Source organism: Flavobacterium bizetiae (assembly GCF_024271895.1).
Taxonomy (GTDB): Bacteria; Bacteroidota; Bacteroidia; order Flavobacteriales; family Flavobacteriaceae; genus Flavobacterium; species Flavobacterium bizetiae.
Map to the genome: position 1 here is coordinate 1,334,740 of NZ_CP091861.1, position 18,707 is coordinate 1,353,446.

Below are 18,707 nucleotides of genomic sequence, written 5' to 3' on the forward strand. Positions count from 1 at the left end.
TAAGTTCAACGATTTGTGAAAATTCGTGAAATTGCTTCGCCTGTTCGCTATCGCTCGGGTCGTGGCGAAAAAAAATCATTTTAATCTGTGAATCCCGATAGCTATCGGGAGTGGCAAAAAAATAAACACCATACAACATGCAAAAAATAAAAACAGCACTATTATCATACGGAATGTCGGGAAAAGTTTTTCATGCTCCGTTTTTAGATATCCATCCAGGATTTGAACTTTTAGGATCTTGGGAAAGAAGCAAAAAACTCATTCAGGAAGATTATCCAACAGTAAAAAGTTATCCTTCTATCGATGATTTATTGGCGGATGATGTCGATTTGGTGATCGTAAATACACCGGTTGGAACACATTTCGAATACGCCAAAAAAGTTTTATTAGCAGGCAAACACGCCGTTGTCGAAAAGGCCTTTACCACAACCGTTGCCGAAGCCGAAGAATTAGCGGCAATCGCCAAAGAAAAAGGATTAAAATTAGCCGTTTTTCAAAACAGAAGATGGGACAGTGATTTTAAAACCGTTCAGAAAATAATCAAAGAAGGCACTTTGGGAGATTTAGTCGAAGCCGAATTTCACTTTGACAGATACAATCCTTTATTGAGTGCCAAAGCACACAAAGAAACCGTAAATGACGGAGCAGGAATTCTGAAAGATTTAGGCCCGCATTTAATCGATCAGGCTGTATGTTTATTTGGCTCACCAAAGTCAGTTTTTGGAGACATTCGTTACACAAGAGAAAACTCTTTAGTAGATGACTGGATCGATTTATTGTTGATTTACGATAATTTCAGAGTACGATTAAAAGCCAGTTTCTTCGTTAGAGAAGCAAATCCGGCTTATACTATTCATGGTAAAAAAGGATCTTTCTTAAAACCTCGCGGTGATGTTCAGGAAGACGAATTAAAATTAGGTAAAAAACCAAACTTAGAATCCTGGGGAACAGAATCAGAAACCTTACAAGGACTTTTGCATACAGAAGTTGACGGAAAAGAAATCAGAGAAAAAATCCCAACGCTTCAGGGTAATTACTTCTCGTTTTTTGATGGCGTTTACGACTCAATTGCAAATAACAAAACAGAACCCGTTACAGCACAAGATGGAGTAAAAGTAATGCAAATTATAGAAGCTGCAATTGCAAGCCATGCACAGCAAAAAGTAATTAATTTGTAAAGATTTGTCCCACGGATTAGACGGATAAAACGGATCATCACAGATTTGTTTTAAGACAAATATTTTCTGTAGAGACGCACAGCAGTGCGTCTTTTTTTATGCGGACAGATAAAAAAACCTTAGCACCTTAGCATCTCAGAACCTTAGCACCTTTAAAAAAAACCTTTGTCCCTTTGCACCTATGAACCTTTTCTCCTTAAAAGAAAATTTATAAACATACAACGTTATAAATTCACGAACTAGTAGGGTTTTGTAGTCTGTAAAGTTGCTTTTTAGTACTTTTATACTAGAATTCAAAAATAAAGCACATTGATAAGTTTCAATCCATTATCGTTATTCCAAACCAAAGGAAAAATCAAGAAAGTTTACAGAGAAGCAAAAGCCTCTTATTTAAACCGAATTCGCTTTGCTGTAGGAATGTTTTATTTCGGTATGGGATTAAGTTTTGCAACCTGGGCAAGTAGAATTCCGGACATCAAAACAGCTTTGCATTTAACCGAAGGCGATTTGGGTTCTATACTTTTTGCCCTGCCAATGGGGCAATTAATCATTATGCCATTTTCAGGAAAAATGGTCACCAAATTTGGCAGCCATCGCATTTTGATTTTTTCATTGATAATGTATGTTTTATGTCTGGCTAATTTAGGTTTGGCAACATCAGCATTACAACTATCGTTAGGATTATTTCTATTCGGAGTTTTCGGGAATTTGGCCAACATCGCCGTAAATACCCAAGGCGTTTATACCGAAGTACTTTTCAAAAAAACAATCATGTCTTCTTTTCACGGTATGTGGAGTTTTGCAGGATTCACCGGAGCCTTGGTAGGTTTAGGAATGTTGACTTTAAAACTCACCCCATTTCACCATTTTTTAATTGTTGGCGCAGCAGTACTTTTAATGGTTGCCTTTAATTTTAAATTTTTGGTCAGAGCCAAAGAAAAAATAAAAAATAAAACATCCGAAAAGAAAAAGCTATTTGTAAAACCCGACAGCTCTTTGCTTTGGCTTGGCGTAATTGGTTTTTGCAGTATGGCAAGCGAAGGCGTGATGTTCGACTGGAGCGGAGTATATTTTAAAGATATTGTAAAAGCGCCCGGCCCATTAGTTATTTTAGGTTATACATCATTTATGATCATGATGGCCAGCGGAAGATTTTTAGGCGATGGCTTAATCAATAAATTTGGTCGCGAACGCGTAATGCAAATTAGCGGAGTCATGATTTCTGTCGGACTTTTTACCGCAGTTTTTCTGCCTTATATAATACCTTGTACCATTGCTTTTATGCTCGTTGGTTTAGGGGTCGCGACAATTGTTCCTACCGTTTATAGTATGGCAGGAAAAAATCCAACCGTTCCTCCCGGCGAAGCATTAACCATTGTGTCAAGCGTAAGTTTCTTAGGTTTCTTAATGGGACCTCCAGTTATCGGACATATCGCAGAGGCTTTCGGACTTCAATTTTCTTTTGCCTTTATCGGAATCTTTGGTGTTCTCATCGCCTTTATGGTGTCTAAAATTAGAACTACTGAAGCATAATTTTTATAGAATTACTTACCTAAAGACGAAGTTAACAAAAGTTTATAAGCAATATTGTCATTTCGACGCAAGGAGAAATCACACGCGTAACTCGACAAAGATTGATGACATTTGGCAAGGAATATCTAGTGTGATTTCTCCTTGCGTCGAAATGACATAAAATGAGAGAAAATCATTTTAATCATTATAATCTGTGGCTATTAGAAAACTCACAAATCCTCAAATTAATTACTAATGCTTAAAAGGCAATATTATTTATAAATAAAAAAATGTAAGAAATTTCTTTTGTAATGTTTTTTATTTATATTTGAAGATTGAAAATTAAGTTTCGTATTAATTTCAATTTTTTGAAAATCTTTTTTCCAAAGACCAATTTTATCTTTTGATGTACGATTAAAAAGCTTTGGCCATCAAAGCAGTTTAATCTCAAAATTATTTATCAAAGTAAATTGGGGTTTCCATGGAAAAAAAGTACCTGCTGATTTTTATTTTATTGTCTTTTACATTTGCTTTTGCGCAACAGCAAACTACTTTTACAGGAATAGTAATCGATGCCAAAACACAAAATCCTCTTGAAAATATTGTAGTAAGTATTCAAAACTCTTCGATCACACAACTTACCAATACAAACGGAAAATTCGAATTGCATTCTTCTATACTCGGAGAACAACTTCTGTTACTGCACAGTCAGGGATATAAAGATTTACTTTTAAAAATAAATTCAAATCCCGATCAAACCGTAAATCTCGGAATATTACAATTAGAAGATAATTTTTCAGATGACGTTCCGGCAACATTAATCACATTATTAGACAGCGATTTATCAGATGATAATAGTTCATCCGAAATGACTTCCGGACTGCTTCAATCCTCAAAAGATGCTTTTATGCAAGCTTCGGCTTTCAATTGGGGACAAGCCCGGTTTAGAGTTCGTGGTTTAGACAGCGAAAACGGAACCATGATGCTTAACGGAATGATCATGAATAAAATTTATGACGGAAGACCACAATGGAGTAATTGGGGAGGATTGAATGATGTACTTAGAAATCAGGAATTTTCTGTTGGTGCTGCAGCTTCAAATTTTACGTTTGGAGGAATATTAGGCACACAACAAATTTCGACCCGGGCATCGACTTATAGAAAAGGAGCAAGGCTTATTTTTTCAGGAAGTAATACCACTTATAATTGGCGTGCCAATGCGACTTATGCTTCAGGAATGAATTCTAAAGGCTGGGCGTATGTAATTTCGGCAGGAAAACGTATGGGCAACGAAGGTTATTTTGATGGAACCAGTTTTGATGCCGAATCATTTTTTATGAGTATCGAAAAGAAGTTAAGCAATAAACATTCCTTAAACTTCACCGGATTTTATACACCAAATTCCAGAGGAAAAAATTCAGCTAATACAAATGAAGTTACAGAATTAATCAACGAAAAATACAATTCGTATTGGGGTTTTCAGGATGGAGAAAAACGAAATGCAAGAGTAAAAAAAGTCGAAGAACCTTTATTGATGCTGAATCATTATTTTAAAATAAACGAAAAAGCAAACCTCAATTCGAGTGTAATGTATCAATTCGGGAAAGTAGGAAACAGCACGATCGATTATCAAAATGCAAACAGTCCGGATCCAACATATTATCGAAAATTGCCCAGTTATTATACCTCACTTTACGGAAAAGATATCGGAGAATTTTCAGGAGAATTTACACCCGATTATGAAAATGCTGAACTTAATAAAAAGCTATTTTTAGAAAATCCCCAAATCAATTGGGATGCAATGTATCAGGCCAATCAGCAGCCAATAGTAAATGCTGATGGAGTCATTACAGGTTATCAGCCTGCTCAAAGCCATTATGTTTTATACGAAGACCGAACAGATGATAGAACCTTTTGTGCCAATTCAAACTTAAACATACAAATTACAGAAAACAGTTTTTTCGATGGCGGAATCACTTTTCGGAATTTAAAATCACATCAATTTCAATATCTTTTAGACTTACTCGGAGGTGAATATTTTGAAGATATCGATGCATTTTACGTCGGAGATCAGGCGCAATCTGATTTACAGCATCCAAATCGCCAGGTAAAAAAAGGAGATATTTACGGCTATAATTATAATTTGCAGGCAACAACAATTGATGCTTTTACACAGTTTAAATTCAGCTATAATAAAGTCGATTTCTATTTGGGGCAAACCTATTCGACATCTAATTATCAAAGAGAAGGATTATATCAAAACGGAATTTATCCCACAACGTCTTTAGGTAAAAGCGAAAAGGTACATTTCGAAAATTTTGGTTTCAAAGGCGGTTTTACCTATAAGATTTCAGGAAAACAATTGTTATTCTTTAATGGGATGCATCTTACTCGTGCGCCGTCGCTTCGAAATACTTTTGCCAATTCACGTTTGAACAATTCAATTGTTGACGGAATTGAAAATGAAAATATAAATAGTGCCGAAGCCAATTATATATTTCGTTCGCCTAAACTTAAAATAAGAACAACGGCTTATTATACTTTAATAAAAAACACCACAAAAACTTCCTTTTTTTATGCTGAGGGAATTTTCGACAGAGGTGCCAGTTACAATAATACAGATGCATTTGTCAGTCAGACTTTAACTCATTTAGATAAAAAGAACATTGGCGCCGAATTAAGTTTCGAATATCAAATTTCATCTACACTAAAAAGTACTTTATCAGTTGCTTATGGCAATTATACTTATAATAGTAATCCCAATGTTTCGATTACAAATGATGCAAATGCTGCCAAAGGAGATACACAAACGACTTTTGATTTTGGTAAATCATATCTTAAAAACTACAAACAACCCGGCATGCCACAACAAGCCTATTCTGTTGGTTTAGAATATCGGGATCCCAAATATTGGTGGTTGGGAGCAAACATAAATTATTTGGCCGAAAGTTATATCGATGTTTCGCCTATTGCCAGAACAGCACGTTTTTATAAAAATCCGATAAGCGGTTTGGTTTTTCCTGAAGCTACAGAAGAACGCGCAACAGCTTTACTCAAGCAAGAAAAATTTGATCCTGTTTCTTTGCTAAATATTTCGGGAGGTAAATCCTGGCGTATCTCAGGTAAATATGTCGGACTTTTTGCGAGTGTAAATAATGTGCTGGATAAAACCTATAAAACGGGAGGTTTTGAGCAAGCACGAAATGCAAATTTCAGAGCATTAAATCAGGATGTTTCTAGTGGTACACCATCATTTGGCCCTAAATATTACTACGGATACGGAAGAACCTATTTCGTAAACCTCACCATAAGTTTATAAAATTCTAATACACATTCGAAATGAAAAATATATTTTTAAATCCTTTTTTTGCCTTGTCGGTTTTCTTTTTTTATGGATGTAATAATGAAGTTGAAGTTCCAAAATTAGAATGTACACAACCTAATTTAACAGTAAATCAAACGGTTCAAAAAGTAAAAGACCTTTCAGGATTAGTTCCTAAACCATATAATTATAATGATATCATTGAAGCATACGTGGTTTCGAGCGACGAAGGAGGCAATTTTTTTAAGGCAATTTCTTTCCAGACCCTAGCAACTGATAAAACACCCGCAATAGGATTTAGTATCCCGGTCGATGTTTCGAATACCTACATCGACTTTCGTGTTGGAAATAAAGTGTTTATAAAACTTAAAAATCAGTTTACAGATTTATATTTTGGAGGAATGCGAATAGGAAGTTTGTACGTAAGTAATGCAGGCGATCCCACTATTGGAAGGGTTTCGCAAAATGACTATAAAAATGTACTGAATGCTTCGTGTACAGTAATTGATGAAAATCAATTGGTGAAGTCCGTTACTATCGAAGAAGCTTTAAACGATGATAAACTCAATACTTTGGTCGAGCTAACAGATGTACAATTTACAGAAGAAGCAATTGGGCGCCATTATTTTGAAGAATCAAATAATGTGGGCGGTTCGACCAATTGGAATTTAAGGGATAAAACCGGTAATCAGATTATTTTTAGAACCAGTAGTTATGCTGGTTTTGCAGATCACATCGTGCCTGAAGGAAGCGGAAAAGTGAGAGGGATATTGACAAAATTTGGTTCAGATTATCAATTGATGATCAGGTCTGAAAAAGATTTGGTAATGAACGGAAAAAGAACCGTTCCGTTTTTTGCAGAAGATTTTCAATCGGTAAAAAACAATGTGAATTTTACGCTGCCGGGTTGGAGTAATATTGTAGAAAAAGCATCAAAATTATGGAAAAGCATGCTGTATGCCGGAAATGGTTATGCTGAATTTAACACCACAAGTACAACAGCGGCCGAAAATGTTGCCTGGCTGGTTACACCAAAAATAAACCTGAACGGTTATAAAAATGCAGTATTATCTTTTAGAAGTGCTCAGCATGATCTTAAAGTCGATTCTCCGTTAAATACTCTTGAGGTTTATATCTCTACAGACTTTAATGGCTCGAGTGTAACCAAGGCAAAATGGACAAAACTAAAAGCAAATTTACCTTCATTATCAACACCTACACGTCAGTTTATAAGTTCCGGCGGGATCGATTTATCTGCCTATTCAGGAAATATTCATATTGCATTCAAGTATATAGGTTCAGGAAAAGACAAAACCTTGAATGGCGCGTTTATGGTCGATGATGTTAAAATTTTTGGAGAAAAGTAAGGCGTTCAATTTTAAAAAATGAAATTAAAGTATTGATTTTTAAGCGATAATTTAATTGTGTATTGTTTTTAAGTTTTAAACTGTTAAAATTTAATTGAATTTTGTATTTTGGTCATCCCAAATCAATACAAATACCACATGAAAACCTACTTTATCGCCATCATGATGATGGTTTTTCCATGCTTGCTGCACAGTCAGGATCAAAATGCTCCTGTTAGATTAAAGCAGATCAACATTGTAAAAACAAATTACCAAAACTCTAAAGACGGTGAAATTGTAAACAAAACAGTTGTTTTTAAAGAAGGTAAGCTTCAAACTATCACTACATCGGATGTTGTTCAGCACTTTTTTTATAACACTAAAGGACTGTTGGATAAAACTGTAAAAGACAAAGTGGGAAGCGAATGGAAGGAAGTCGTAAATTACTCTTATGATGCCGATAATAATATCACAAAATTCATTAAAAAATATCAGGAAGGTAACGACTACATTACTAAAACCGTAACTTTTGGTTATGAGGGAGCAAGAGTAAAAGTAATTACTAAAAAAAGCACCAATCACCAGAATGTGGTTGATGATGTAGAATATATTGTAGAAAACGGTATCATTGTAAGACGTACCACGAGAGACAGAAACAAAGCAATTATTGGTAAAATCGAATATGTTTATACCAATGATAATGTAGTAAAACACAAAGGTTTAGTTGGAGATAAAATATCTAAAACATATACTTTTGATGATAAAAAATCTGTAGATCAATTAATCGTTCAGAGTTTGTTTGGTGATAATTATAAAGTCATTGTACCAATGATTTCGTATCATGAAGATGAGTTTAGTTTTGAAGCAATATCCTATAACAACGAATTGAATTTTAGTCCGTCATCTACCGTTTTAGTAGGTGTAAGCAGAAAATACAAATACAACAAACTGAACTTTCCAATCTCTTGTTCTCAGATTGAAGAAAACGGAATTGTAAAAACAGAAAAGACTTTTATTTACGAATAAAAACATCTTTTTTAAAATAATTAAACCATTTAAAACTTAAGTTTTGTTAAGATTAGATTCTTAGAATGCTTAATTTTTAAATGGTTTGCTTTTTTATACGAGTACTAATTTCCCAAATAGAACTTAAAAACGGAATTCTATAAGCGTTAGTACCTTACAAATCATTAAATTTGCACCTTATTCAAAGCTATGTTAGAAAAAGAAATTATAAATTTTGAGAAAACAGCCATTGTGGGTATTGTAACTCAAAACCAAAGTGAAGAAAAACTTAACGAATATCTTGATGAATTAGAGTTTTTGACTTTTACCGCAGGTGGTGAAGTTATTAAACGCTTTTCGCAAAAAATGGAACGCCCAAATCCTAAGACTTTTGTGGGTACAGGGAAAATTGAAGAAATTAATCTTTTTGTAAAAGAAAACGACATATCGACTTTAATCTTTGATGATGAATTATCGCCATCACAGCAAAAAAATATCTCTAAAATTATAGATTGTAAAATCTTAGACAGAACGCACCTTATTCTGGATATTTTTGCGCAAAGAGCCGAAACATCTTATGCAAGAACACAGGTAGAATTGGCGCAATGTCAGTATTTATTGCCTAGACTTTCCGGAATGTGGACGCACCTTGAGCGTCAAAAAGGAGGAATTGGAATGCGTGGACCTGGAGAAACCGAAATTGAAACTGACAGACGTATTGTTCGTGATCGTATATCGCTCTTAAAAGAGAAAATAAAAACGATCGACAAACAAATGGGTGTGCAGCGTAGTAATCGTGGTGCAATGGTTCGTGTGGCTTTGGTAGGATATACGAATGTGGGGAAATCGACATTGATGAATGCCGTAGGTAAAAGTGATGTTTTTGTTGAGAATAAATTATTCGCTACACTTGATACAACAGTTCGAAAAGTGGTGATTAAAAATTTACCATTTTTACTTTCAGATACTGTAGGTTTTATTAGAAAATTGCCAACTCAATTGGTAGATTCTTTTAAAAGTACCTTGGATGAAGTTCGTGAAGCCGATTTGCTTTTGCATGTTGTAGATATTTCGCATCCGGATTTTGAAGATCATATCGAATCTGTAAATCAAACTTTGTTAGAAATCAAGAGTAATGACAAACCAACGATTATGGTTTTTAATAAAATTGATGCTTACAAACATTTAACAATCGATGAAGATGATTTGATTACTGAGAAAACAAGAAGACATTATACACTTGAGGAATGGAAACAAACCTGGATGAGTAATGTGGGTCAGAATAAAGCCTTGTTTATTTCGGCGACACAAAAAGAAAACTTCGAAGAATTTAGAGAAATAGTTTACGAAGCAGTTCGTCAAATTCATATCACAAGATTTCCTTATAATAAGTTTTTGTATCCGGATTATAAAGATGCAATCGAAAAAGAAGAAGATTCTGAAGATCAGGAATAAATTAATTTTATCGCAAAGGACGCTAAGGTTTTTATTTTAGCGTTTTACAAAACACAAAGTTCGCAAAACTATATATTTTTAGCTTTGCGAACTTTGTGTTTTTATTAAATTTAACCTACAAATATCTTAGCGTTCTTAGCGGTAAAATATAAGCGGTTTTTAGAATCCGAAATTAATTCCTAAGCCAAATACTTCTCTGGTTTGAAAACCACTAAAAGCATTATCATCATAAATAGCCTGGAATGATAAGTTCGCAGATAAAAACTTGTTCACTTTCATGATAATATTCAATGAGTAATTGATATCTACGTTTTGTGGGTCTTCTAAATAATTAGAATATAAGTTCAAAGTATTTTCAGCAGTTACATTGGTCATGATCGCCAATTTGTAATAAACCGATGCATAGAAACCTAATTCGTAACGCATTGTTTTGTTCGCATCTACACCAAAGTAAGACCCATCTACATAAGGTAATCCGGTTGCCTGATCAATTCCTGAAGTGTAAGCACCATCTACAAAAGTGAATTTTGAAGTTAATGGAGCAAAATTTATTTTTAAGTTATCATCTTTTGTCCAGTAAATACCAGGACCTGTTGTAAGATAACCAGGTGACATAAATTTAGTATTCTCAGTTCTGATTTCTTTTCCGTTCTCATCTTTTCCATACAAATAACCAGTTGAAAATTGAGTTCTGAAATTCAGAAAATAAGAGTAATACCATTCTCCAAAAGCTCTTTTCCCTAAGATAGAGTTGAATTCAAGACGGTCATCAGTCTTTTTTTCGTAATCGGCATTTTTGGTTTGTAAAAGTCCGTAAGAAGCCAAAATTTTGTTATCCCAGGTAAGATCGTCTTTTTTGTAATTGAAATCGTAGTTGATTCCTAAAGTTCCGGAAAAGCTATCTTCACCTCCTGCAATCCAGTTATTAAAGCTAGATTGGTTTAGTAAAAGAGAAACAGTTCCTTTAGCTTTCCAGCCTTCTCCCTCAATAGTATCGTTTATTTTCTTTACTGCTTTTTCAGTATTTTGGATTAATTCTTTTTCAGAATTTTGGGCTTGAACAAAAGTTAAGTTCGCTAAAATAAAAAGTAATAATGTTAGCTTTCTCATGGTATATAGTTTAAATGTGTAAGAACAAATATACTAAAAAAGCGTTAAAACGTAGGGTATTGTTGATTGTAAAAGAAAGTTATTTCTTAGATTCTTTATACAAAGGTACCGCAGAACATGCTTCGCCATACATTATACTTCTTGCAAAAGGTTGCAAATAAGTTGCAGCTAAAATATAAGCGCGGGTCGGAACCGGTTTTTTAGAACATCCTTTTACAATAACAGGTTTATTTTTGTATTCAGAATAATCGAGTTTACTTAAGATTTCTTCATACAAACTTGCGTCTAAATCTTCGATAGTTCCGTTTACTACTTTTTTTGCATAAGGAGCCAATTGAATCGCTACCAAAATCGATGACCAGGCAGGAACAATAGCATCTGTACTACAATTGATAGCAACATATTGATCTTGGTATTGCGACCAATCATGATTTTTTAAATGCTCTCTAAAGTCTTTTTCTTTTAATAAAAAACCTTCTAAAAGCCATTGTGAAATGTCAATTTGCACACGCGCTCCTTTAGGATAATAATCCTCAAGATCAAATACTTCTAAAGCACTATTGGCAACTTTATTGATGATTTCTTCCATTTTCTCTAGTTTGCAGTTTACAGTCTCAGTCACAGTTAAATACTGAAAACTGCGACTGTAAACTGTATACTTTTTTTAAAGCATTCCTAATTCTAATTTTGCTTCTTCGCTCATTAAATCTTTACTCCAGGGCGGATCGAAAGTAATTTCAACATCAACATCTTTAATGTTTTCGATTGTTTTTACTTTTTCTTCAACTTCTCTTGGTAAACTTTCCGCAACCGGGCAGTTAGGAGATGTTAATGTCATTAAGATTTTTACTTCGTAATCTGTATTAACCATTACGTCATAAATCAATCCTAACTCATAAATATCTACAGGAATCTCCGGATCGTAAATGCTTTTTAAAACCTTTACAATTGATTCTCCTAATTCGTTTGTGTCTATTTCTTGTTCCATTTTTTTGTTTTTGTAATTTTTTTTTTTTCGCCACGAATTTCACAAATTTCCCGAATTAAGTATTGTGATAAAAAAAATTCGTGCTAATTCGTGAAATTCGTGGCAAAATAAACTTAATTTTTATTTTTAGCATCAAAAGCCAAAGCGTACATTTTGATGTTTTTTATCATCGAAACCAATCCGTTGGCGCGAGTGGCTGATAAATGTTCTTTTAAACCAATTTCATCAATAAATTGAGTATCGGCATTGATAATATCTTCTGCTTTTTGATTAGAGAAAGCACGAATTAAAATCGCGATAATTCCTTTGGTTAAAATCGCATCACTATCTGCGGTAAAAACAATTTTATCGTCTTTTTGTTCGCCTTGTAACCAAACTTTCGATTGACACCCTTTTATTAAATTCTCTTCGGTTTTATATTCTTCTTTAATCAACGGAAGACTTTTTCCCAGTTCGATGATGTACTCATAGCGTTGCATCCAGTCATCAAACATCGAAAATTCGTCGATTATTTCGTTTTGTATTTCTTTTATAGTCATAATTATTCTTTCGTAAAACTAATCAGCAAATTTACCAATTTTTCTATTTCCTTTGGAGGATAGCCATTGTCGAAACCCGGAGTTTCATATATTTTCTGATTCTGAGTTATCTTCAAATTTCCAATTGCAGCGCCGTCATAAAAACGTTTCTCGGTTGGACCTTTTAAAGTTGGAATACTCTCTAAATTTATTTTCGAAAATTCAGCTACAATCTGTTTCCATTTTGCATCGTCTATTTTGCTTTCTACTGCTTCGGTATTTCTACCATTGGTAACAGAAACGGTTTTATTCTGAACCACTATCTTTTTGTAAAGTCCACGAGACATCGCAGAATATTCCATTTGTGTTGATGTCATATCGCTGGTTTTTTGACTTGAGCAACTTGTTCCGATGAAAATCGTTAACAACAATAAAGATAATAGTCTCATAAATTTTTTTAGCTTAACATGGTTTTTGCCTTCTTAACCGCTTCAACCATTGTGTCAATTTCTTCTATAGTATTGTAAAAAGAAAACGATGCACGAATAGTTCCCGGAATACAGAAAAAGTTCATGATAGGTTGTGCACAATGATGTCCGGTTCTAACGGCAATTCCTAATTTATCGATAATCGAACCAATATCATAAGGATGAATTCCGTCAATATTAAACGAAACTACAGAAGCTTTATTTTTTCCGGTTCCGTAAATTTTCAAACCTTCAATTTCTAAAAGACGTTTTGTAGCGTGCTCTAATAATTTCTCTTCTTGTTTCTGAATATTATCAAAACCAATATGATTTAAATAATCTACAGCTGTTCCTAACACAATTCCGCCCGAGATGTTTGGAGTTCCTGCTTCAAATTTATGAGGAAGGTCAGCATAAGTCGTTTTCTCGAAAGTAACTTCTTTGATCATTTCGCCACCACCTTGATAAGGAGGAAGTTTGTTTAACCATTCTTCTTTTCCGTATAAAATTCCGGTTCCGGTTGGACCACACATTTTATGGCCAGAAAAAGCATAAAAATCACAATCTAAATCCTGAACGTCTGGTTTTAAATGCGGAACAGCTTGTGCTCCATCAATTAAAACAGCAGCGCCAACAGCGTGTGCTTTTTCGATCATGTATTTTATAGGATTAATAATCCCTAATGCATTCGAAATATGATTTACCGTAACCACTTTAGTTTTTTCTGAAAGTAAAGCGTCAAAGGTTTCCATAATCAGTTCACCTTCTTCGTTTATCGGAATAACTTTAAGAATTGCTCCGGTTTTTTCGCATAACATTTGCCAAGGCACAATATTACTATGATGCTCTAATGCCGAAACCAATATTTCGTCGCCAGGTTTTAAAATAGAGGCAAAACCATTGGTTACTAAATTGATTCCGTGCGTTGTTCCTGAAGTAAAAAGTACTTCGTGAGAAAACTTAGCATTGATATGATGTTGGATTTTTACTCTTGAAATTTCGTAAGCATCAGTTGCCAATTGACTTAGTGTATGAACACCGCGGTGAATATTGGCATTTATTTCCTGATAATAGGTTGCGATCGCATCGATCACAACTTGAGGTTTTTGTGAAGTTGCTCCGTTGTCGAAATAAACCAAAGGTTTTCCGTTTACTTTTTCCGAAAGTATCGGAAAATCAGCTCTTATTTTTTGGATGTCTAACATGTCTTATTTAGAAAAATTCTATCTACAAAAGTACTAAAACTAAATTGGTTTATCCCTTAAAACGATAATTTCCTTTTATGGCGCCATTGACAAATGAGTTGAATGTTGATTCTGTAAAATTTAGTTGTGTTTTATAAATTATTTGAATTCAAAATGTGAATTTGATGCTAAAATCATGAGGATAAATTATTTATATTGCAGTAAAAAATATCTTTTTAATGCTATGAAAAAAATCTTCAGGTTACTTGCGCTTGTTTTGTTGATTGTAGTTTTTTATTTTGGATTCACCACTTATCCAAAGTTGGAATTAATCTCTGGCTTTTCAGCCAAAAGTATTGCTTCAGGACATTTCTTAGATCACAGATCGAAAGAATTGATTGAAAAAGGAGATAATGATATTCCTTTGATGGATTTGGCGACGAATACAATTGATGAAGCAGGAAAATTTGCAACTTCATCTGTGTATGGTTTAAAAGAAAGAAAATCGATTTATCGTGAAGGTTTGGGTGCGACTTTAATTGATGATGATTATGATATTTCGAAGCCTTATTTGCTTCCTAAACGAACTAAATTAGTAAATAATCTTCCTTTTCCTTACGGGAATAATCAACCAAAAGACACCTCATTTTCTAATGTTGATTATTCAAAACTAAAGAAAGCCATTGATGATTCTTTCGATAAAAATGGCGGAAAAGCAAAACGTACTCGTGCCGTTGTTGTTTTATATAAAGATAGATTGATTGGTGAAAAATACGATACAGGTTTTAATAAAGACAGTAAAATTTTAGGTTGGTCGATGACAAAAAGTATCACAAGTTCTGCTTTTGGAGTTTTAGCCAAGCAAGGAAAAATTGATATTTATAAACCAGCTCCAATTGCTGAATGGAAAAATGACGATCGTAAAATTATAACGATAAACGATTTGCTGCACATGAATTCAGGATTAGAATGGGAAGAGAATTACAGTAAAATTTGTGATGCTACAATTATGCTTTTTCAGTCTGGAGATATGGCAAAAGTACAACGCGAAAAACCAGCTCAGTTTAAACCTAACACACATTGGAATTATTCTTCGGGAACAACCAATTTATTATCCGGAATTTTAAAAAGTCAGTTTAAGACCCAACAAGAATATCTTGATTTTTGGTACAGTGCTGTAATAGATAAAATAGGAATGAATTCGATGATTGTAGAGCAAGATATGGCAGGAACTTTTGTTGGTTCTTCTTATGCCTGGGCAACAGCCCGTGATTGGTCTAAATTTGGATTACTATATCTTCATAAAGGAAACTGGAACGGAGAACAAATTTTGGATGAAAGCTGGGTAAAATATTCTGCAACACCAACAAATACTTCTAACGGCGCTTATGGAGCACAATTTTGGCTAAACGCAGGTGGGAAATTTCCTGATGTTCCTCGCGATATGTTTTATTGCAGCGGATATCAAGGGCAAATGGTAGCGATTATTCCATCTCTGGATATGGTAATTGTGAGAATGGGATTGAAAGAAGAAGATCAGGGATTTGATTTTAATGGGTTTTTGAAGGGGATAATTTCTTCAGTTAAAAAATAAATTTAAACGCAATCCCGATACCTATCGGGAGCCAAGTAAAAAGCGCGAAGTTTACAAAGTGTGTAATAAACCTTCAGAACTTTTATAATACTATTAATGATTTTATGAAATTAAAATTGAGTGATGATTTTAGATTTTTGCAATATTTAGTTTGCACGATAATTTTTATTGGAAGCTTTGGCTTTTTGATTTACAGTATATGGATTCAGGAAATTTCTGCAATTATTTTCTGTACAATCTTTTCAGTGTTTTTATTCTTCTTTAGAAAAAAGCTTAAAAATTAAAAGCTCAAAACTGTTATAAAACACAAAGTTCGCAAAGCTTATATAAAACTTTGCGAACCTTGCGTAAATCCTAGCTCCCGATAGCTATCGGGATTGCGGTTAAGAAAATCTACAAATCAAATCCTAAATTCACGCCTAATTTTGTAGCAATGATTTTAGTAATACGTTGTTTTAATTCAGGTATTTTAATGCTTTCGATAACAGCATTCGAGAATGCGTACATCAATAAAGCTTTGGCTTCTTTTTTCGGGATTCCACGAGATTGCATGTAGAACATTGCAGTTTCGTCAAGTTGCCCTACGGTACAACCGTGAGAACATTTTACATCATCAGCAAAAATTTCTAATTGTGGTTTTGCATTGATAGTTGCTTTGTCACTCAACAAAATGTTGTTGCTTTTCTGGAAAGCATTTGTTTTTTGAGCTTCTTTTTCTACCAAAACTTTTCCGTTGAAAACTCCAGTTGAACGATCAGAGAAAATTCCTTTATAATCCTGGAAACTTTCACAATTAGGTGTTGAATGGTTTACCAAAGTATAATGATCAACGTGTTGTTTGTCGTTAAGAATCGTGATTCCGTTAAGCGTACTTGTTAATCTTTCACCAAAGTGATAAAAGTTTAAGTTGTTACGTGTAAGGTTTCCTCCAAACGAAAACGTATGTACAGAAGCATGACTTTCTTGTTGTTGAGAAACGTAAGTATTGTCAACTAAGTTGGCTTCGCTATTGTCATTTTGAATTTTATAATAATCGATAATAGCACGTTTTTGAGCAAAAATCTCTGTAACCGAATTGGTTAATACCGGATTTTCATTCAAACTCTGGTGACGCTCGATAATTTGAACATGTGAATTTTCACCCACAATTACCAAATTTCTTGGTTGTACCATTAACGCAGCTTCGTTTCCTGTAGAGAAATACATGATTTCAATAGGTTTGTCAGCTACTTTTTTCTTCGGAATATTGATAAAAGCTCCTTCACTTGCAAAAGCAGTATTTAGCGTAGTAAGACTTTCGTCTTTGCTTGCTACCTGATTGAAGTAAGTGTCAATAATCATTTTATATTTTGGTTTGGTCAATGCCGATGACATTAGACAAACATCGATTCCGTCGTGAGTTGTAGAAGACAAATGCGAACTAAAAACACCATCTATAAATACTAATTTATAAGTGTCGATTTCGTGTAAAAAGTATTTTTTTACCTGATTAAATTCGATTGCATTTTCTTGCTTAGGAAAAACCGTAAAGTCATTTTTTAAGATGGCGTTTAGCGATGTATATTTCCAAGCTTCTTCTTTTTTGGTTGGGAAACCTTTATTTTCAAAGTTTTTTAGTGCTTTGGTGCGAATATCATGTAAATCTGAATGTACATCGACACGCTCTTCAAAAGCCATAAAAGACGATACTAATTTTTCTTTTAAATCCATTTTCGTAGTTGTAAGTTATAAGTTATGAGTTATGAGTTTTTGCAAACTGCAAACTGTAACTGTAAACTAGTTTTCTGCTTTAATCCAGTCGTATCCTTTTTCTTCCAGTTCGTAAGCCAATTCTTTTCCTCCAGATTTTACGATTCTTCCGTTGTAAAGAACGTGAACGAAATCCGGAACGATATAATCTAACAAACGTTGGTAGTGTGTGATAACAATAATTGCGTTTTTCTCACTTTTCAATTTGTTAACTCCGTTAGCTACAATTCTTAGTGCATCAATATCAAGACCAGAATCGGTTTCGTCAAGAATAGCTAATTTTGGCTCTAACATTGCCATTTGAAAAATTTCGTTTCTTTTTTTCTCTCCTCCCGAAAAACCTTCGTTTAAAGAACGAGATAAAAATTTACGATCAATTTCTAACAATTCAGATTTCTCACGAATTACTTTTAGCATTTCGTTTGCAGGCATTTCTTCCTGACCGTTTGCTTTACGAGTTTCGTTGATAGCAGTTTTCATGAAGTTTGTTACACTTACTCCGGGAATTTCTACAGGATATTGAAAAGAAAGGAAAACTCCTTTGTGTGCTCTTTCTTCCGGAGCAAGATCAGCAAGATCTTCTCCGTCAAGGAAAACTTCTCCATCAGTAACTTCGTAGTTTTCGTTTCCGGCAATTACAGCCGAAAGTGTACTTTTTCCAGAACCATTTGGTCCCATGATAGCGTGTACTTCGCCAGCTTTAACTTCTATATTAATTCCTTTAAGGATTTCTTTATCACCAATTGAGGCGTGAAGGTTTTTTATTGATAACATTGTTTTTTTATTTTATATAAATGTCAATTCTATTTTTGTTGTTTGGTTCAGGATGTTGGCATTAAAATGCGCGTGTCCTAAATATTCCATGCCTAAATAATCGGCTGATTTTTTGAAAGGGATGTAAAAACTTTCTTCAATTTCATTGTCGTGTGAATTTGATATCACGCCAATTTTCTTTCCTCTAAGTTTTCGTCCGGTTTCTTTTTCAATTCGGATTAAATCCGAAATCCGATCAAAGAAAACCTTCATTATTCCACTCATATTATACCAATAAATTGGCGTTGCAAAAATTAAAGTATCGTACTTTTCGATAATTCCTTTTATTAAAGGCAAAAAATCATCTTCTCTGTTTTTGCTTTCGTAATCATAATAAGAAATATTATAATCACTTAAATCAATTACATCTATTCCGGTATCTTTAGAAATTTCGTCTACAATTTTTGTTGTATTTCCGTTTTTTCTGGATGAACCTAAAATGATTACTTTTTTACCTTCCATTTTG

General features: G+C 33.9%; 16 protein-coding genes. 7 read left to right on the top strand and 9 right to left on the bottom strand.

What is annotated here, in order from left to right; translation table 11 throughout:
- Nucleotides 1-137: 137 nt before the first annotated feature.
- From L0669_RS06035 to hflX, 6 genes are all read left to right on the top strand, one after another.
- Complete coding sequence (locus tag L0669_RS06035; protein WP_263762071.1) at nt 138-1,178, top strand: Gfo/Idh/MocA family oxidoreductase; 1,041 nt, start codon at nt 138-140, stop codon at nt 1,176-1,178.
- Nucleotides 1,179-1,487: 309 nt separating this feature from the next.
- The gene (locus L0669_RS06040) at nt 1,488-2,711 is read left to right on the top strand and encodes an MFS transporter (protein ID WP_173970723.1); all 1,224 of its coding nucleotides are present in this window, start codon (nt 1,488-1,490) and stop codon (nt 2,709-2,711) included.
- A gap of 460 nt (nt 2,712-3,171) precedes the next feature.
- Nucleotides 3,172-6,009, top strand: a complete 2,838-nt coding sequence (locus L0669_RS06045) for a TonB-dependent receptor (protein WP_263762073.1) — start codon at nt 3,172-3,174, stop codon at nt 6,007-6,009.
- A 20-nt stretch (nt 6,010-6,029) separates the two neighbouring features.
- On the top strand, nt 6,030-7,379 hold the full coding sequence (locus L0669_RS06050) for a DUF5689 domain-containing protein (protein ID WP_263762075.1): 1,350 nt from the start codon (nt 6,030-6,032) through the stop codon (nt 7,377-7,379).
- Nucleotides 7,380-7,517: 138 nt separating this feature from the next.
- Nucleotides 7,518-8,384 carry a hypothetical protein gene (locus L0669_RS06055; RefSeq protein ID WP_173970726.1) on the top strand — a complete coding sequence of 289 codons (867 nt, stop codon included), beginning with the start codon at nt 7,518-7,520 and terminating at the stop codon, nt 8,382-8,384.
- A 189-nt stretch (nt 8,385-8,573) separates the two neighbouring features.
- Entirely contained in the window at nt 8,574-9,818 is a 1,245-nt protein-coding gene (gene hflX, locus L0669_RS06060) for a GTPase HflX (RefSeq protein WP_173970727.1), read from the top strand.
- A gap of 159 nt (nt 9,819-9,977) precedes the next feature.
- Here the strand turns inward: hflX and L0669_RS06065 are convergent, their stop codons facing one another.
- From L0669_RS06065 to L0669_RS06090, 6 genes are all read right to left on the bottom strand, one after another.
- Nucleotides 9,978-10,928, bottom strand: a complete 951-nt coding sequence (locus tag L0669_RS06065) for a DUF3078 domain-containing protein (protein WP_173970728.1) — start codon at nt 10,926-10,928, stop codon at nt 9,978-9,980.
- A gap of 79 nt (nt 10,929-11,007) precedes the next feature.
- Nucleotides 11,008-11,517, bottom strand: coding sequence for a DUF2480 family protein (locus tag L0669_RS06070; RefSeq protein WP_194615142.1), 510 nt, complete (start codon nt 11,515-11,517; stop codon nt 11,008-11,010).
- Between the two features lie 75 nt (nt 11,518-11,592).
- Nucleotides 11,593-11,916 carry an SUF system Fe-S cluster assembly protein gene (locus tag L0669_RS06075; protein ID WP_055097577.1) on the bottom strand — a complete coding sequence of 108 codons (324 nt, stop codon included), beginning with the start codon at nt 11,914-11,916 and terminating at the stop codon, nt 11,593-11,595.
- A gap of 113 nt (nt 11,917-12,029) precedes the next feature.
- Nucleotides 12,030-12,455 (bottom strand): SufE family protein, encoded by a 426-nt coding sequence (locus L0669_RS06080; RefSeq protein ID WP_173970730.1) that lies wholly within the window; start codon nt 12,453-12,455, stop codon nt 12,030-12,032.
- A gap of 2 nt (nt 12,456-12,457) precedes the next feature.
- Nucleotides 12,458-12,883 carry a hypothetical protein gene (locus L0669_RS06085; protein WP_173970731.1) on the bottom strand — a complete coding sequence of 142 codons (426 nt, stop codon included), beginning with the start codon at nt 12,881-12,883 and terminating at the stop codon, nt 12,458-12,460.
- Between the two features lie 8 nt (nt 12,884-12,891).
- Nucleotides 12,892-14,106 (bottom strand): aminotransferase class V-fold PLP-dependent enzyme, encoded by a 1,215-nt coding sequence (locus L0669_RS06090; RefSeq protein ID WP_263762077.1) that lies wholly within the window; start codon nt 14,104-14,106, stop codon nt 12,892-12,894.
- 223 nt (nt 14,107-14,329) lie between these two features.
- Here L0669_RS06090 and L0669_RS06095 point away from each other — a divergent pair, with 223 nt between their 5' ends.
- Nucleotides 14,330-15,679: a serine hydrolase domain-containing protein gene (locus tag L0669_RS06095; protein ID WP_263762079.1), complete on the top strand. Its 1,350-nt coding sequence runs from the start codon at nt 14,330-14,332 to the stop codon at nt 15,677-15,679.
- A 393-nt stretch (nt 15,680-16,072) separates the two neighbouring features.
- Here the strand turns inward: L0669_RS06095 and sufD are convergent, their stop codons facing one another.
- The 3 genes from sufD to L0669_RS06110 all read right to left on the bottom strand — a co-directional run bounded on the left by sufD (nt 16,073) and on the right by L0669_RS06110 (nt 18,703).
- Nucleotides 16,073-17,389 carry a Fe-S cluster assembly protein SufD gene (gene sufD / locus L0669_RS06100; RefSeq protein WP_263762081.1) on the bottom strand — a complete coding sequence of 439 codons (1,317 nt, stop codon included), beginning with the start codon at nt 17,387-17,389 and terminating at the stop codon, nt 16,073-16,075.
- 66 nt (nt 17,390-17,455) lie between these two features.
- The gene (gene sufC / locus L0669_RS06105; protein ID WP_017494567.1) at nt 17,456-18,202 is read right to left on the bottom strand and encodes a Fe-S cluster assembly ATPase SufC; all 747 of its coding nucleotides are present in this window, start codon (nt 18,200-18,202) and stop codon (nt 17,456-17,458) included.
- A gap of 12 nt (nt 18,203-18,214) precedes the next feature.
- The gene (locus tag L0669_RS06110; protein ID WP_173970735.1) at nt 18,215-18,703 is read right to left on the bottom strand and encodes a flavodoxin family protein; all 489 of its coding nucleotides are present in this window, start codon (nt 18,701-18,703) and stop codon (nt 18,215-18,217) included.
- Nucleotides 18,704-18,707: the final 4 nt, after the last annotated feature.

What these genes read in the sequence shown, in the direction of transcription:
- L0669_RS06050 (WP_263762075.1), top strand. Translation starts at nt 6,030, where the DNA reads ATGAAAAATATATTTTTAAATCCTTTTTTTGCCTTGTCGGTTTTCTTT.
- L0669_RS06035 (WP_263762071.1), top strand. Translation starts at nt 138, where the DNA reads ATGCAAAAAATAAAAACAGCACTATTATCATACGGAATGTCGGGAAAA.
- hflX (WP_173970727.1), top strand. Translation starts at nt 8,574, where the DNA reads ATGTTAGAAAAAGAAATTATAAATTTTGAGAAAACAGCCATTGTGGGT.
- L0669_RS06070 (WP_194615142.1), bottom strand. Translation starts at nt 11,517, where the DNA reads ATGGAAGAAATCATCAATAAAGTTGCCAATAGTGCTTTAGAAGTATTT.
- L0669_RS06090 (WP_263762077.1), bottom strand. Translation starts at nt 14,106, where the DNA reads ATGTTAGACATCCAAAAAATAAGAGCTGATTTTCCGATACTTTCGGAA.
- L0669_RS06080 (WP_173970730.1), bottom strand. Translation starts at nt 12,455, where the DNA reads ATGACTATAAAAGAAATACAAAACGAAATAATCGACGAATTTTCGATG.
- L0669_RS06065 (WP_173970728.1), bottom strand. Translation starts at nt 10,928, where the DNA reads ATGAGAAAGCTAACATTATTACTTTTTATTTTAGCGAACTTAACTTTT.
- L0669_RS06045 (WP_263762073.1), top strand. Translation starts at nt 3,172, where the DNA reads ATGGAAAAAAAGTACCTGCTGATTTTTATTTTATTGTCTTTTACATTT.
- L0669_RS06075 (WP_055097577.1), bottom strand. Translation starts at nt 11,916, where the DNA reads ATGGAACAAGAAATAGACACAAACGAATTAGGAGAATCAATTGTAAAG.
- L0669_RS06095 (WP_263762079.1), top strand. Translation starts at nt 14,330, where the DNA reads ATGAAAAAAATCTTCAGGTTACTTGCGCTTGTTTTGTTGATTGTAGTT.
- L0669_RS06110 (WP_173970735.1), bottom strand. Translation starts at nt 18,703, where the DNA reads ATGGAAGGTAAAAAAGTAATCATTTTAGGTTCATCCAGAAAAAACGGA.
- sufC (WP_017494567.1), bottom strand. Translation starts at nt 18,202, where the DNA reads ATGTTATCAATAAAAAACCTTCACGCCTCAATTGGTGATAAAGAAATC.
- L0669_RS06055 (WP_173970726.1), top strand. Translation starts at nt 7,518, where the DNA reads ATGAAAACCTACTTTATCGCCATCATGATGATGGTTTTTCCATGCTTG.
- L0669_RS06085 (WP_173970731.1), bottom strand. Translation starts at nt 12,883, where the DNA reads ATGAGACTATTATCTTTATTGTTGTTAACGATTTTCATCGGAACAAGT.
- sufD (WP_263762081.1), bottom strand. Translation starts at nt 17,389, where the DNA reads ATGGATTTAAAAGAAAAATTAGTATCGTCTTTTATGGCTTTTGAAGAG.